We start from the raw sequence: 16,205 nt of genomic DNA, 5'->3' as shown, positions 1-16,205 counted from the left end.
TAACAAAAAAGTCCGTCAAGCCGATGCCGACGGACTTTTTTAATGCCGAATTTTCAGCGTTTGAGAAACGCTAGCAAATCCTCATTCAAGGCCTGCGCATGTGTCACCGCAAAGCCGTGTGGCGCTCCTGCGTAGACCTTCAACTCGGCGCCTTTGATTTGTGCAGCAGCCTGTTTGCCGGTGGTTTCGAGCGGCACGATCTGATCGCCGTCGCCATGGATCACCAGCGTCGGTACATCGATTTTCGCCATGTCCGGACGGAAGTCGGTTTCCGAGAACGCGGTTACGCAATCCACCGTGCCTTTGAGCGACGCTAGCAGGGCGACATTCAGGGTTTGTGTGAGCACGCCGTCAGATACTTTCTGGCCCTGATTGGTGCCATAGAACGGCGCAGCGAAATCCGCAATGAACTGCGCGCGATCCTGCAGCAGGCCGGCCTTGATGCCGTCGAACACCGAGGTGTCGACGCCCTGCGGGAAATCGGCTTTCTTGCCGAACAACGGCGTCACCGCGCCCAGCAACACCAGCCCGGCGACCCGCTCGCTGCCATGTCGGGCGATGTAGCGGCTGACGTCGCCGCCGCCCATCGAGAAGCCCACCAACGTCACGTCGCGCAGGTCCAGATGATTGATCAGTTGCGCGATGTCATCGGCGAAAGTGTCGTAGTCATAACCGGTCCACGGCTGGTCGGAACGACCGAAACCGCGGCGATCGAAGGCAATGGTGCGATAGCCACGGCTGCTCAGGTATTCCATCTGGTATTCCCACATGTCGGCATCCAGCGGCCAGCCGTGGCTGAACAGCACGGGTTTACCGCTGCCCCAATCCTTGTAGTAGATATCGGTGCCGTCTTGCGTGGTGAAGGTGCTCATGGAAACTCCTGCTTCGGGGTTCATTGCCGAAATGGCGGCATTCACTATCAGCGCAAAGCGCTCCGGCTACTTGTATGCAGGTGCTGGTTTTGCGTCGGTCCAGTCGTGAACGTGTCCTGGAGTTGTATGATGCAACTGAGAGCCGCGAGGCCAATCGACGAATGCATGGAGTACTCCTACGTGAAACGCAAAAGTTTGCAGGGCAATGCCTGCCCGGTGGCCCGGACGCTGGACCTGATCGGCGACTGGTGGTCACTGCTGATCATTCGTGACGCGCTGGACGGGATTCGCCGTTTCAATGATTTTCAGAAGAGTCTGGATATCGCCAAGAACATGCTCAGCGCGCGCCTCAAAGGCCTGGTGGAGCAGGGGATCCTGCAAGCGCTGCCAGCGGCCGATGGCGGCGCGTATAAGGAATACGTGCTGACTGAGCGCGGCAAAGCCTTGCAGACGGTGATCGTCGCGCTGTCGCAGTGGGGTGGTGAATTCATGTATGCGCCGGGTGAGCCGGGTTCGGTGATGGTCGATGCGAAGAATCGTCAGCCGATTCGCAAGCTGACCTTAACGGCGGCCGATGGCCGCGTGCTGGCCCCCGAGGACGTCGCCACACGACTGGGTGTTGAACACTGAAAGGCGGGGCTGCTTGACTGAGTCACCCGCTGCCGCCAGATCAATGAAAACGGGCCCTCGCTACACCGAAACCGGTCGTACATTCCTCGATACAAACCCGACAAGCGGTCGACACGATTGTTTGACGTCAAAATGATGGCCATCTAATATCGCGCCACTATTTTGATGTCACTTTTCGTCTCGAGGGATCGAACATGTCCTCACCCGCCCTCGTGGCGAGGTTGTGCGTAGCGTTGCTGTGCCTGTCTCCACTTCAGATTGCCGTCGCCGCTCCGACTCCCGGTGACACCGACCTTATCCGTGACCGGCAGAACCGCTTGCTCGAAGAGCAGCAGCGGCGCCTCGAAGAACTCAAGGATCTGCCCGGCAAGGACGCCAGGCCTGCGCAACCGGCAGCCCCCAACGATACCCGCTGTTTCCCGATCAAAGATATCGAACTCAAAGGCGCCGACAGCCTTTCCGAGCGCGACAAGACTCGCCTGCTCAAACCCTATATCGGTGAATGCCTCGGTGTGCCGCAGCTCAACGAACTGCTCAAAGTCATCACCGATCACTACATCGAGAAAGGTCTGGTCACCAGCCGCGCCTACTTGCCACAGCAGGATCTGTCCAGCGGGCACCTGCAAGTGCTGGTGGTCGAAGGCAAGCTCGAAGGCATGAAAGGCGCGGAAAACAGCCAGCTCTCGGAGCGGGAACTGGCCATGGCCTTTCCCGGCAAAACCGGTGAACTGGTCAACCTGCGCGAGATCGAGCAAATGGTCGATCAGCTCAACCGTCTGCCATCGAATCAGGCAAAAATGGAGCTGGCGCCCGGCCAGAACGTCGGTGGCAGCAAAGTGTTGGTCACCAACACCCCGCAGAAGCCATGGCGAGTCGGGCTGTCGCGCAACAACGACGGTCAGCGCAGCACCGGTGAGCAGCAATGGGGCACGACTTTTGATTGGGATAGCCCGCTTGGCCTGGCGGATCAGTTGAGCCTGCGCGGCGATCACGATGCGATGACTGACCATCAACACACCTCCAATAACGCCATGCTCAATTACAGCTTGCCATGGGGTTGGTGGACATTTGGCTACACGTACAGCCAGAGCGAGTACCGCTCGCAAATCGCCGCCAATGGCTACAACTTCAAACAGACCGGCGACAGCGAAAACCATCAGTTGCGCGCCGAGCGGGTGATCCATCGCGACGCCGTCAGCAAAACCTCGCTCAGCGCTGGCCTGTCGTACCTGCGCACCAACAACTTCATCGAAGACAGCAAACTCAAACTGAGCAGCAACCGCATCAGCGAAGCACAATTTGGCTTCAACCACGGTCGCCGTGTCGGCAGTGCCTTCGTCAACTTTGACGCGGGCATGCAGGAAGGCATCGGCGCCTTCGACGCACAGGGTAGCCATGACCCCGGCCCCGGCGAGCCGAATGCGCGCTACCGCAAATACACCGCGACCCTGAGCTATCTGCAGCCCTTCAAAGTGTGGGGCGAGTCGTTCAGTTTCAGCAGTTTGATGACCGGTCAACGCAGTGAAGACGTGTTGTTCAGCTCACAGCGCACCAGTCTCGGCGGATCGTCGTCGATCCGTGGCTACAAGGATCAATCGCTGTCCGGCGACAGCGGCGGCTACTGGCGCAACGACCTGCGCTGGAGCCGTCCGGTGACTGCCGAGTGGCTGCAACCGGTGTTCGCCGAGTACGGCACCAGCCTCGGTTACGACCAAGGCGTGATCCAGAACAATCAGTACAACGGCAATCAGCATGGGCGCATGTCGAGCAACTCGCTGGAACTGTTCACCCGTGGCCAGCACGTCGCCGCCAGCGTGACATTTGCCCATTCCCTGGAACGACCGGACGCGCTGACCGAGCGTGAAGCACCGATCTATTTCCGCCTCGACTTTTTTATCTAAAACAACTTTTCGAGATCATCGACATGGATGTTCGTCAGTTCGCCTTCCTTGCAGACCAACCTTCTGCGGCCGTGAAAACACGTGAGTCTTTTTTGGGCATGCCCAAACGCGGGTTGGCGTTCCTGTTGGCGAACGTGATGTTCTGGCAACCGATGTGGGCGCAGGCTGACGGCATTGTCGTAGCCAACCCCAACACCTCGCTGGATCGCGCCGGCAATGGCGTGCCGATCATCAACATCGCAACGCCCAACGCCAGCGGCCTGTCGCATAACCAGTTCCACGACTATAACGTCGGTGCGCAGGGGCTGATCCTCAACAACGGCTCCACGCAGAATAACGTCACCCAATTGGGCGGGCACATCGTCGACAACCCAAACCTGAAGAACAGCGGTTCGGCGCAAGCAATTCTCAATGAAGTCATCAGCGGAAACCCGAGCCAGTTGCGCGGGTACACGGAAGTGGCGGGGCAGTCGGCGCGTGTGATTGTCGCCAACCCGTATGGCATCACCTGCAACGGTTGTGGCTTCATCAATTCGCCTCGAGTGACGCTGACCACTGGCAAACCGGTGCTCGACAACGGCCGGCTGGATCGCTTTCAGGTTGATCAGAGTTCGGTGGCCATCGAGGGCGCCGGGCTTAACGCCAGCAACGTCGACCGTTTCGAAATCATCACCCGCAGCGCGAAAATCAACGCACAGATTCAGGCACAGAACCTGGCCATCGTCGCAGGTCGCAACGACGTCAATGCGCAAACCCTCAACGCCACCGCACGCGTTGAGGACGGCAGCAGCAAACCGCAGCTGGCCATCGACTCCTCGGCACTCGGCGGCATGTACGCCGGGGCGATCAAACTGGTCGGCACCGAAGCCGGGGTCGGGGTGAAACTCGACGGCAAACTGATCGCCAGCGGTGGCGACATCCAGCTTGATGCCAATGGGCAACTGAGTCTGGTCGATACCTCGGCCACCGGCGCGGTCAACGTCAAAGCCGCCAGCCTAGATGCGCGCGGTCCGGTCTATGCGGGGACCGCACTGAACGTGCAAACCCAAGGTGATCTGAATAACCGGCAAAGCCTTGCGGCCCGCGACAACATCACACTCAGTGCTGGCGGCCGCTTGACCAACAACGGTGTGATTGAAGCCGGCATCAATGCTGATGGCAGTCGCAATGCTACGGGGGATTTGAGCCTGACCGCGCAGAACCTCGATAACACCGGCAAGAGCCTGGTGGCGAGCCGCTATTTGGCGGTCAACGCTGCGACTCTGAACAACCGCAGCGGTTCGCTCAGTGCACAAGCCATCGCCATGGGCGGCGGGACTGTAGACAATCGCAGCGGCCAGATTCTTGGCGATCTGGGCCTCAACATTGATCTGAGCGGGGCGCTGGACAACCGTGACGGCATGCTCGGGTCCGGACGGTCAGTGAGCTTCAAAGCGGCCGGTCTGGATAACCGCGATGGCGGCGTGGTGGTCAGCGATGGCGGCCTTACGGTGCGTGTCAGCGGATTGCTCGACAACCGCAACAAAGGCGAGATCTCGGCCAAGGGCGCAACGTCTGTGAGCGGGCGCACACTGAACAACAGCGGCGGCATCCTCAGTAGCCTCAACGGTCTGGTGATTACTCTTGATGATGCACTGACCAACGCCACGGGTGTCATCAGCAGTGAAGGCACGCTGACCCTCAATGCCGGGCGTATCGATAACAGCACCGGCAATCTGAGCAGTGCCGGCATGCTCACGATCACCAGCGCGGGAGCGTTGCTCAACCGGGCCGGTTCGATCAGCACCGACAGCGCATTGGCCATCAACAGCGCAAGTCTGGACAACAGTCAAAAAGGCCTGATCATCGCTAAACAGAACAGCCGGATTGATACCGGCCTGTTCGACAACAGCAACGGTCAACTGCTCGGGCAACAAGGCTTGACGCTACGCATGGCGCAAGCATTGAACAACGTCAAAGGGGTAATTTCCGCCGCCGCCGTGGACAGCCACAGCGCCAGCCTCGATAACCATGAAGGTCTGATCAGCAGTCGCGGTGTGTTGCTGTTGGCTACCGACAAAACGCTGGATAACCAGCTGGGCACAGTGATTGCCGACGGTCAGCTCACGCTCACGGTCGGTGTTCTCGACAACCGGGTCGGCAACATCGCCGGCAAATCGGACGTCAGCGTGCAGGCACCGAACGTCTATAACCAGAAAGGCAAGTTGATCGCCACCGGCGTGCTCAAACTGAACGCCGCTCAACTGGATAACCGCCAGAGCGGTCTGTTGGGTTCGACCAAAGCCATGACCCTGACTGTGGGTGAACTGGATAACCGCGGCGGTGAAATCAGCACCAACAGCGATCTGCTGCTCACCGGTAAAAAACTCGACAGCAGTGACGGCGGCAAGGTCTTCACCGGCAAAGCCTTGACGCTGACTGTCGATGACGTGCTCAACCGCAATAAAGGCCTGATCGATGCGGGCACGTTGTTGACGCTGAGATCGCGCACCCTGGCCAACAACGGCGGTGAATTGCGCAGTCAGCAAACCATGCTCCTGACCGCCACCGAAGCCCTTGATAACACCCAGGGCAAGGTCAGCAGTGAAGCGACATTGACGGTCGACACCGCGCAGATGACCAACGCTCAGGGCAGTCTTTCCAGTGCCGCCGATTTGAAGCTGGTCAGCCGTGACGGCGTTGATAACCAGGGCGGCAAGGTTGTTACCGACGGTGCACTGGTCATTGAAAGTGGCAGCCTCGACAATCGCCAGCACGGCACGCTCAGCGGTAAAGGTGCAGTCACGGTTACTACCGGCGCCTTCGATAACAGCAACGGTCTGCTCAGCAGTGCCGACACCCTGAACCTCGTCGCCGCTCAGGTCACCAATGCCGGTGACGGCAGTATCGGCAGTCAAGGTGCTTTGACGGCTTCGGTTACAGGACTCGATCAACAGGGCGGCAAGCTGTTCAGCAACACGCGCCTGAGTCTGGATTTGAATCACGGTCAGCTGAACAATGGTGGTTTGATCAGCGCCCCTGGCACTCTGCTGCTCAAACAACTCAACGGCATCAACAACCAGGGCGGTACGATTTCCAGCGCTGAAGCCTTCACGCTGACCGCGCAAAGTCTGGATAACGGCAACGGCAATCTTTTGAGCAATCAGGGGCTGATCCTGCGCATTGCCGCAGCGCTGGATAACGTCAAAGGCATGATCGGCGCCGCATCGATCGATGCCCGCGCCGCCAGCCTGAACAACAGCGGCGGTAACCTGATCAGCCGTGGCGGCCTGGAACTCACGGTCGATGGCCTGCTGCGTAACGATGCCAAAGGCTTGATTAGCGCCGCGCAGGCGCTGCACATCGACAGTGCCGAACTGAACAACCGCGACAGTGGCTTGATCAACAGCAAAGGCAACCTGACGCTGAGGGCGACCGGTCTCGATTCCAGCAATGATGGCGAAGTCTCCAGCAATGGCGACATAGACCTGACGCTGACCTCGCTGACGCAGAACGGCGGGCGACTGCTGGGTGACAGATCGATCACACTGGATCTGGCCAACGGCGACCTCGACAACCAGAACGGTCAGCTCACCGCCAAAGGTCCGCTGACCCTCCAGCGTCTGCGCGACCTGCGCAACCAGAATGGCGAACTATCGAGCAATCTCGGTTTCGATGTGATCGCCAGAGCGGTGAACAACAGCGCCGGCAAAATCATCAGCGGTGAAAAACTGCTCGTGCGCGGCACGAACCTGATCAACCAGAAAGGCCTGATGTCCGGCTGGCAAGGGCTCATCGTCAACGGTAACAGCCTGGACAACCGCGACAGCGGCACGCTGTCCAGCAAGTACGCCGATGTCAGCGTAGATTTGACGGGCGCGCTGCTCAACAGTGGCGCGGGTGCTGTGGTCGCTCAGGGCAATCTGAGTATCAACGCTGACAATGTCGATAACAGCAACAAAGGTAATCTCAGCAGTGGGGCGGGGCAGACCCTGACGTTGGCCGGTGCGCTTGATAACAATCAGGGCGGCCTGATTGCCAGTGGCGCGGCGCTGGATATCGTCAGCACGGCATTCAGCAATATCGGCGGTGTGATCAATGCACAGCAGGTCTTCAATGCCACGGCATCGAGCCTCGATAATCGTGGCGGACAGATCGCCAGCAACAATGCTATCAACCTCAACCTGAGCGGTGACCTGAACAACAACGCCGGTAAACTCGCTGCTGCCGGTCCGCTGCTGATCAAGGGCGTAACCGATCTGCACAACCAGAACGGCCAACTCGCCAGCCAGAAAACCCTGGACCTGCGCACGGGTTCGCTGGACAACAGCAACAAGGGCACCGTCGCCGCCAATGACCAGTTGCTGATCACCGCCACTGGCGCCGTCAGCAACAATGCCGACGGCCTGATCTACAGCCAGAAAGCCGATGTGCAACTGAAAGCGGCAAGCTTGCTCAACGCTAAAGGCTCGATCCAGAGCGACAGCGCGCTGACGCTGGAGATCAGCGGCGATTTCGACAACCAGAGCGGCAAAGTCATCGCCCAGAATGGCGATGTGCTGATCAAAGCCGCCAACATCGATAACCGTGGCGGCACACTCGCCAGCATCAAAGGTGCACTGGAAGCACGCACGGTTGGTGTTCTGCGCAATGGTTTCGACCTGAACAACAACCGTCAGGGCGGCATCATTCAGGCACAGGGCCTGACGCTGTCGGCACTGGCCGGCCTGAACAACAACGGCGGGCGGATCTCGGCGCAAGCGGCAGACAGCAGCATCACCACGGCGGCGCTGGATAACGGCGCTGGGGTGCTTTACGCGAAAGGGCTGCTGGGTGTTACCGCCGCAAGCCTCGATAACAGTGGCGGCCAGATCGCCGCCGAGCGTATCGACTTCGGCCTCAGTGGTGCGCTGCGCAATGGCACGGGCGTCATCGAAAGCAACAGCCAACTGAGCGTCAAAGCCGCCAGCGTCGACAACCAGAACGGTCGCCTGCGCTCCCTGGGCACCTCCGGCAAGACCGAATTTCAGCTCGGCGGCTTGCTCGACAACCGTAATGGCGTACTGGAAACCGCCAACACTGACATGACCCTCGCGGTCGGTAGCTTCCTCAATGCCGGTGGGCAACTCAACCACGTCGGGCGCGGCAAGTTCGATATCTCTACGGCCAATGTGCTGGGGGCCGGCGGCAGCATCGTGACCGGCGGCCTGCTGGAGCTCAATGCAGATACCTGGAATAACACCAGCACGATTCAGGCCGGTCGCCTGAACGTTAACGTGCGCGAGTTCAGCCAGAGCGCCAGCGGCAAGCTGCTGGCTTCGGAGTCTCTACAGGCCCGTGGCGGCAATTGGACCAACCACGGTTTGATCGCCAGTGACGGCATTATCGACATGCAGCTGTCGGGCAGTTACGGCGGCAGCGGCCGCTTGACCAGCCAGCGAGGGACCGAACTGTCTGTCGCGCAGATGAACATCGGTGCAGGCGGCAGTTTTGCCGCCGGTGCGACGTCGACCATTCGTGTCAGCGGGCAACTGATCAACTCGGGCCGCATCACGTCCAGTGAAGACCTGACCGTCAACGCTGGCAGCGTTGCCAACTACGGCAGTCTGGGGGCGGCGCAGAACCTGACCATCAACACGCCTTCATTGCTCAACGATCGCGGACTGATTTTCAGCGGCAATGACATGACGCTCGGCGTCAGCACATTGACCAACCAGAACGGTGATTTCTACAGCCTGGGCAATGTAGTCATCGGCGGATATGGCGGTGCGGCGCGGGCTGCCGGGGTCTACAACATTTCCGGCTCGATGGAGAGCGTGGGCGGGTTCACGCTCAATGCCGATGTGTTCGAGAACCGAACTGAAGGCTCGGCGGCTTCGTCTGAGCGCAAGCTGATATCGGGGTATATCGCGGCCAGTTGTGGCGACTGCGTCGGCAGCACTTTCAGCAACTTCCTCACGGCTCGTGAGATTTATGAAAGTGTCGACACTGACGCCAGCGCCTCTGCCGTGCTCAACGTCGGCAAGGATTTTGTATTTCAGGGTGGCACGTTTCTCAACAGTAAAAGCACGGTGGCGGCCAGTGGCAATATCGATATCAACGCTACGAGTCTGAAGAATATCGGCGCAAAAAGCGGGACTATCGAAGTCACCCGCGAGTACGCCTTTGAAATGGGCGCCGGCAGCACGGAAAATTTCATGGCCAACTACGTTGCGCCTTACAACCAGCACAACAACCCCGATTTTCCGTATGTGTATTACCTCGCCCCTGATAGCACGGTGCGCAAAGCCATCGCGAAATCAGGCAGTAAAAGGGAGGGCGGGCGAGACGGGGAGACGTTTCGAGTCGTTATTCTCACAGACAGTGAAACAGGCGAAGTCGTCAGTGATCGCAAGTATGGTCGGGGGCTATCGGGGCTGAAATATGGCTTTGAAACCTCGATGCCATCGCTGTACGACCCCAATAACCTGGTTGCGTTACCGAGCGAACTGGCGCCATACCAGCAAGGCGATACCATCGAGCTACCCACTGACAGCACCGGCTCCACCGGTACAGTCACCAGTCGCAACGCGGTCATCCAGGCGGGCGGCAAAGTCTCGATCACGGCCACCCGGGAAGTCGAAAACAGCGTTATCCATGAGGACTACAACTCCGCTGGGGGTACTAACAAAATCGCCGACACCAACGTCGGCAAGAGTGGCACCACCGTTGTCCGCATCAACAGCCAATTGCCGCCAGATCTTGCGCAGCAGCAAGTCAATCCGCTGAGCTTGCCCGGTTTCTCCCTGCCCACCGGCGAAAACGGTTTGTTCCGTTTGAGCGGGCAGGGCAGTAGCACCGCATCGCCCGGCAACGGCCCCGCGCCAACCTGGACTGTGGGCGGTCAAGCGGTCAGCGCTCAGGACCACATGGTCGCCGCCACCAGTGGCGGTCCGCGCAATCTGTTCATTGACGCGCCGGCTCAGGTCTCCGACAGCACCCGCGCAGTCGATACATTCCGTCGCACGCCGAGTGCTGGCAACGACGCCAAAGACTCGATCGACAACCGCCCGGTGACCCGCGTCACCGGCCTGCCGGACACCAGGGCGCCGTCCAACGCGCACAAATACCTGATCGAAACCAACCCGGTGCTGACCGACCTCAAGTCGTTCATGAGCTCCGACTACCTGCTGGAAAAACTCGGCTATGACCCCGACCAAAGCGCCAAGCGCCTCGGTGACGGTCTCTACGAACAACGCCTGATCCAGCAAGCCGTCACCGCACGCACCGGCCAGGCTTTCATCGACGGCCAGACCTCCAACGAGGGCATGTTCAAGTACCTGATGAACAACGCCATCGCCAGCAAGGACGCACTCAACCTGTCGGTAGGCGTCGGCCTCACGTCGCAGCAAGTCGCGGCACTGACCCACGACATCGTCTGGCTCGAAGAGCACGAAGTGAATGGCGAAAAAGTGCTGGTGCCGGTGGTGTATCTGGCGCAGGCCAATGGCCGTTTGGGCCCGACCGGGGCGTTGATTGCCGGTAACGATGTGACGCTGATTGCCGGTGAGAACCTGGATAACGTCGGGACGTTGAAGGCGACGAATAATCTGTCGGCCACCGCAAGTAAAGATCTTGTTAACAGTGGATTGATCGAAGCGAACGGACGAGTGGATTTGTTAGCCAGTGAGAATCTGGTGAACAAGGCCGGCGGGATCATCACCGGGGGTGATGTCAGCATGGTGGCTGTTCGTGGCGACGTGATCAATGAGCGAACGATTATCGGAATGGATCGCAGCGGTCTTGGTATAACCCAACATCAGGACTACGGCGACTCTGCCGCGCGCGTGGAGGCTGCAAACGATCTGACAATCAAAGCCGGGCGTGACGTAACTATTGCGGGTGGAGTACTGCAGAGTGGGCGTGACATGCTTTTGGATGCCGGGCGGGATGTCAATATTCTGTCGATGGAAGAGCGCTCCTACAAAGGTAACTCTGTAAATTTCAAAGAATCGGTTGATCAGTTGAGCTCTTACGTCGATGCGGGTCGAAATCTTTCAGTGGAAAGTGGCCGAAACATCGCTGTAATCGCAAGTGAAATTACGGCCAAGCAGAATATCTCGATGAGTGCGGGCCAAGATATTCTCTTTGCTTCTGCGGCCGACGAAGAGCACTCGGCCTCGAAAAATCGCAAAATTGTCCGCAAGGAAGATCACGTTGACCAGGTTCAGACGACTGTCGAAGCGGGTGGGAAAATATCCCTTAGCGCTCGGGATGACATGACGCTGATAGCCAGTCGTGTCACCGCCGGCGAAGAGGCTTATTTGATCGCGGGAGATCAGCTCAATTTACTGGCGGCACAGGACAGTGACTATTCTCTATATGACAAAAAGAAAAAGAGTAGCTGGGGTAAAAAGGAAACCAAGCGGGATGAAGTCACCAAGATAACTAATATTGGTACGCAAATTTCCAGTGGCGGCAATTTGACTCTTGTCAGCGCTGGTGATCAGCGCTATCAAGCAGCTGAACTCACCAGTGCAAAAGATCTGTCCCTTTTCAGTGGCGGCTCTATCACTTTTGAAGGCGTCAAAGACCTCAAGCAGGAAAGTCACAATAAAAGCAGCAGCAGCCTTGCTTGGAATTCTGCCAAAGGCAAAGGTACAACCGATGAGACTTTACGCCAGAGTGAATTGACTGCCGAAGGTAACCTGGTCATTCATGCGGTTAATGGATTGACTGTCGATATCAAGCAGTTAGACCAGCACACTATCAGTCAGACAATCGATGTAATGGTCAACGCAGACCCAAAGCTCGCGTGGCTTAAGGATCTGGAAGCTCGCGGGGACGTGGACTGGCGTCTGGTCAAGGAAACGCACGACTCATACCAGTACAGTAGCTCCGGCATGGGGCCCGGTTTGATGCTGGCGGTGCTCATCATTATCACTGTTCTTACTGCAGGTGCTGCCAGTGGTGCTGTAGGGGCAGCCGCAGGTGCAACTGCCGGATCAGGGACCACCATGGCGGCTGCGACTACCGCGCAGGCCGTTGCGGCAGGCGCTCAGTTCACTGCAGCTGGATGGGGTAACGTGATGGCCTCCAGTGTTCTGACATCAATGGCCGGAACTGCTTCAATCAGTTTCATCAATAACCAGGGAGATATAGGTGCTGTCTTCAAAGATCTCCTGGCTGAAGACAATTTGAAGAACTATCTGACCGGGGCTGCAACAGCCGGCTTCACGTCTTCCTTCTTGAATGATTTTTTCGGCGTTCAAGGCATTGAAGTCGTTCAGCCTGAACATGGATTCAACCTTAGTACGCTCGACGGGATGCTGGGCTTTACGGCTTATTCGTTGAGTCAGGGCGCTACTCAGGCAACAATCAGTACTGCTCTGAACGGTGGGGATTTGGGGCGCAATCTAGGCAACGCTTTAGCATCGCAGGCCGGTAACTCGGCCATGGCGATCGGATTCAAACTGGTAGGCGACTACGTCTCTTACCCTGAAGGCAGTCCGCAGAAAATTCTCGCGCACGCCATTATGGGTGGGCTACTTTCGAAAGCGACAGGCAGTGACTTCGCCACTGGTGCGGCTTCGGCAGGGCTCAATCAGGCAATGATAAACGTGCTGGCCAGTATGGCTAATGGCGACAAAAACATTGAAGGCGTGCTTTCTCAACTCACCGGTATTCTGGCTTCATCCGCGGTGGGAGGGGACGTCGACACTGGTGCTCAGATCGCCATGAACGCCACCACGTTCAACCGCCAGTTACACCCGGAAGAGAAGGCTCTGGCACGGCGACTGGCTGCTGAAAGCAATGGCAAGTACACGGTGGAGCAGATTGAAGCTCAGTTGCGATTGTCTTTTGTCAAAGGGACGAAGATCGGCCCAGGCAGCGATATCGTAGCGACTCAAGAAGGTATGTATGATCCCGATGGTAATTGGTTGCCGCTGGGTAATAGTGGACTCTTTGTACAGAACTTCACTGGTAGCGATCATGATGTTGTGGCGTACATACAAGGGAAAACCGACCTCTATTCATGGACACTGGAAGCGGAGATGGGGTTTTCATCAATCGTCAAAGATGGATGGTCTCAGTTCAGTTCTGATGGTTCTGGCGGTCGTGACCGGCTCACTGGGTACCCCATGGATAGCAATGGCGGGTATCGTGTACCCATCACCATCGACGGCAAGAACTACACACCACGGTTTTATCCCTGTGCAACTGCTGAATGCATCGCAACGGGAGGTAATATTGATCTGAAGGATCCACAGACACTCAAGTGGATCAGAGCTGCAAACATTCAAATGGTCAAGGATGTTGGGTATGCGATGAGTTGGGGAGCAGTCATGGGGCCGGCGAAAGCATCGGTAATTTTGTCGAACTCATCAATGGCTGCATCGATGCTCGCGGGATATTTGGACAGTGATCTGCCAAAAACAACCGCCAGTAATATCTTGAGCACAGGGTTTGAGAAATTTCTGGTAGCTAAGGGCATTCCGGCCGTGGATGCGGGAAGGATCTCCAATTACTTAGGAACGCAAGAGGTGTGGGACAATCTTGTAAAGGAAGCGGCTGATGCCTATTCCCATTAAATCAATAATTGCAGCGCTTTTTAAACACCACCACATGGTGGGTGTTGCATTGCTTGTCGCCGCAGTCATAAATGGTTATCTGCAATTCAATGGTAGCTGGGGGCGCTTTTTCACTGTGCTGGCAACCCAGTTATGGTTTGCACAAGGTGTCTATTGCTACTTTCGTGGCGCGGGTATTTCAATCGCCCCGGGTGGGCTGGGCAGAGATGCAGATCCCACCTGGCGAGCCGGTTTGGCGTCTTTTGCTTTCTTTCTATACGCAATATTCTTCTTTTTGGATTACCAGTATTGAATCGTAATAATCGGCCAACTTCCTGCTCTTTCGGGAATGAAGAGGGAAAAATGACTGGGGACAGACCACGTTTAGAAAACACTCCGAAAACGTGGTCTGTTGCTTGGGCGATGCGTTGCAATTTCGGCTTCACGTTCAGGAATTGAATCGCAGGTTAGAAAACGCCCCGAACAATGTCGGGGCGTTTTCATTTACGGGCTGAACCAGCATAGTGTTTACCGAAACGCTGGCACCACATGCTTGATAAACAGCTCCAGTGATTTCTTTTTCTCTTCATGCGGCAAGCTGTTGTCACACCAGAAACTGAACTCATCCACCCCCAGTTCCTGGTAGTACTTGATGCGCGGAATGATCTCTTCCGGCGTACCAATCATCGCCGTCTTGTGCAGACTCTCCAGCTCAAACTCCGGCCGCCCGGCAAACTTCTCTTCCGGGCTTGGCGCGAGGAAGCCGTTGACCGGTGTCTGCTTGTTGCCGAACCACGCATCAAAAGTGCGATAGAAACGTGAGATGGCTTTCGCGCCGACTTTCCAGCCGTCCGGGTTATCAGCGGTGTGCACGTGGGTGTGACGCAGCACCATCAGTTGCGGGCGCGGTACGTCTGGATTGTTGTCCAGCGCGGTCTGGAACTTGTTCTTCAGGTCGAGGACTTCCTCGTCGCCCTTCATCAGCGGCGTGACCATTACATTGCAGCCGTTGGCCACGGCGAAGTTGTGCGAATCCGGGTCGCGGGCGGCGATCCACATTGGCGGGTTCGGCTGTTGGATCGGTTTTGGCACGCTGGTCGAGGTGGGGAATTTCCAGATGTCGCCGTCGTGGGCGTAGTCGCCTTGCCACAGGGCGCGGACCACCGGGACCATTTCGCGCAATGCCTGGCCACCGCTGGAGGCAGGCATGCCGCCGGCCATGCGATCGAATTCAACCTGATAGGCGCCACGGGCCAGGCCGACTTCCATGCGGCCGTTGCTGATCACGTCGAGCAAGGCGCATTCACCGGCAACGCGCAGCGGGTGCCAGAACGGCGCGATGATGGTGCCGGCGCCGAGGTGGATGGTGGTGGTTTTGGCGGCGAGGTAGGCGAGCAATGGCATCGGGCTTGGCGAGATGGTGTATTCCATCGCGTGGTGTTCGCCAATCCACACGGTGCTGAAACCGCCGGCCTCGGCCATCAGGGTCAGTTCGGTGAGGTCTTCGAACAGTTGGCGGTGGCTGACGCTTTCGTCCCAGCGTTCCATGTGGATGAACAGGGAAAATTTCATGACGCTTCCTCGGATCTTTTGTTGTTGAGGCTACATGTGGGAGCGAGCAAGCTCGCCCCCACAATTGTTATGCGTTGTTCTTTTATCAGGCCAGGACGGGCAGGGCGCCCATCTTGCCGTGGCAATACACCAGCGGTCCGCTGTGCTGTTCGGGGACGATCAGGTTCTTCACCGCGCCGACCATGATGGCGTGGTCGCCGCCTTCGTATTCGCGCCACAGTTCACACTCGATGATAGCTGTCGCGTTGGCCAGGATCGGGTTACCCAGTTCGCTCAAGGTCCACTCGATGCCCTGCGCCTTGTCTTTGCCTTTGCGGGCGAAGGCGTAGGCTTCGCTTTGCTGGCCGCCGGACAGAACGTGGATGGCAAAGCGCTTGTTCTTGATCAGTACCGGGTAGGAATCAGAGCTGTAGTTGGGGCAGAACAGCACCAGCGCCGGGTCCATCGACAGCGAGCTGAACGCGCTGGCAGTCAGGCCGACGATCTGACCGTCATCGTCCAGGGTGGTGATAACGGTTACGCCGGACGGGAACGAGCCCATGACTTGTTTGTAGATGGCGGCATCGATCATTGGTCGGTCCTCGGGTGTGGTGCTGCTGTTTTTATGTGTTTGTTGGTCTGATGGTATACCACTATTCGATCTTTGCAAGGCCTTTTAAGCTGAACCGATAAACGTGCCGCGTTCGTCGGAAACTCAGCAT

Annotated in this window: 7 protein-coding genes; 4 read left to right on the top strand and 3 right to left on the bottom strand. The window is 57.7% G+C overall.

The window, feature by feature from the left end:
- Positions 1-53: 53 nt before the first annotated feature.
- The gene (locus tag ACOYXE_RS10700; RefSeq protein ID WP_160057387.1) at positions 54-872 is read right to left on the bottom strand and encodes an alpha/beta fold hydrolase; all 819 of its coding nucleotides are present in this window, start codon (positions 870-872) and stop codon (positions 54-56) included.
- A 180-nt stretch (positions 873-1,052) separates the two neighbouring features.
- On the opposite strand from ACOYXE_RS10700, the gene ACOYXE_RS10695 reads away from it, so the two are divergent.
- The 4 genes from ACOYXE_RS10695 to ACOYXE_RS10680 all read left to right on the top strand — a co-directional run bounded on the left by ACOYXE_RS10695 (position 1,053) and on the right by ACOYXE_RS10680 (position 14,245).
- On the top strand, positions 1,053-1,502 hold the full coding sequence (locus ACOYXE_RS10695) for a winged helix-turn-helix transcriptional regulator (protein WP_160057388.1): 450 nt from the start codon (positions 1,053-1,055) through the stop codon (positions 1,500-1,502).
- Between the two features lie 194 nt (positions 1,503-1,696).
- Entirely contained in the window at positions 1,697-3,403 is a 1,707-nt protein-coding gene (locus tag ACOYXE_RS10690) for a ShlB/FhaC/HecB family hemolysin secretion/activation protein (protein WP_460929117.1), read from the top strand.
- Positions 3,404-3,426: 23 nt separating this feature from the next.
- Positions 3,427-13,953: a two-partner secretion domain-containing protein gene (locus ACOYXE_RS10685; protein ID WP_460929115.1), complete on the top strand. Its 10,527-nt coding sequence runs from the start codon at positions 3,427-3,429 to the stop codon at positions 13,951-13,953.
- Positions 13,937-14,245 carry a hypothetical protein gene (locus ACOYXE_RS10680; RefSeq protein WP_160057391.1) on the top strand — a complete coding sequence of 103 codons (309 nt, stop codon included), beginning with the start codon at positions 13,937-13,939 and terminating at the stop codon, positions 14,243-14,245. Before ACOYXE_RS10685 ends, ACOYXE_RS10680 begins: the two co-directional genes overlap by 17 nt.
- A 215-nt stretch (positions 14,246-14,460) precedes the next feature.
- Here the strand turns inward: ACOYXE_RS10680 and ACOYXE_RS10675 are convergent, their stop codons facing one another.
- Both ACOYXE_RS10675 and ACOYXE_RS10670 read right to left on the bottom strand, forming a co-directional pair.
- Positions 14,461-15,504 carry an LLM class flavin-dependent oxidoreductase gene (locus ACOYXE_RS10675; protein WP_077573303.1) on the bottom strand — a complete coding sequence of 348 codons (1,044 nt, stop codon included), beginning with the start codon at positions 15,502-15,504 and terminating at the stop codon, positions 14,461-14,463.
- An 85-nt stretch (positions 15,505-15,589) separates the two neighbouring features.
- A complete protein-coding gene (locus tag ACOYXE_RS10670; RefSeq protein WP_095120372.1) occupies positions 15,590-16,075 on the bottom strand; it encodes a flavin reductase family protein in 486 nt (161 codons plus the stop codon).
- Positions 16,076-16,205 lie beyond the last annotated feature (130 nt).

It is taken from the genome of Pseudomonas sp. MC6, from assembly GCF_054790575.1.
Note: the sequence above shows the minus strand (reverse complement) of the source record. Positions and strands in the feature narration are given on the sequence as shown.

Coding starts and splice junctions, on each gene's coding strand:
- ACOYXE_RS10700 (WP_160057387.1), bottom strand. CDS start 872: ATGAGCACCTTCACCACGCAAGACGGCACCGATATCTACTACAAGGAT.
- ACOYXE_RS10690 (WP_460929117.1), top strand. CDS start 1,697: ATGTCCTCACCCGCCCTCGTGGCGAGGTTGTGCGTAGCGTTGCTGTGC.
- ACOYXE_RS10685 (WP_460929115.1), top strand. CDS start 3,427: ATGGATGTTCGTCAGTTCGCCTTCCTTGCAGACCAACCTTCTGCGGCC.
- ACOYXE_RS10680 (WP_160057391.1), top strand. CDS start 13,937: ATGCCTATTCCCATTAAATCAATAATTGCAGCGCTTTTTAAACACCAC.
- ACOYXE_RS10675 (WP_077573303.1), bottom strand. CDS start 15,504: ATGAAATTTTCCCTGTTCATCCACATGGAACGCTGGGACGAAAGCGTC.
- ACOYXE_RS10670 (WP_095120372.1), bottom strand. CDS start 16,075: ATGATCGATGCCGCCATCTACAAACAAGTCATGGGCTCGTTCCCGTCC.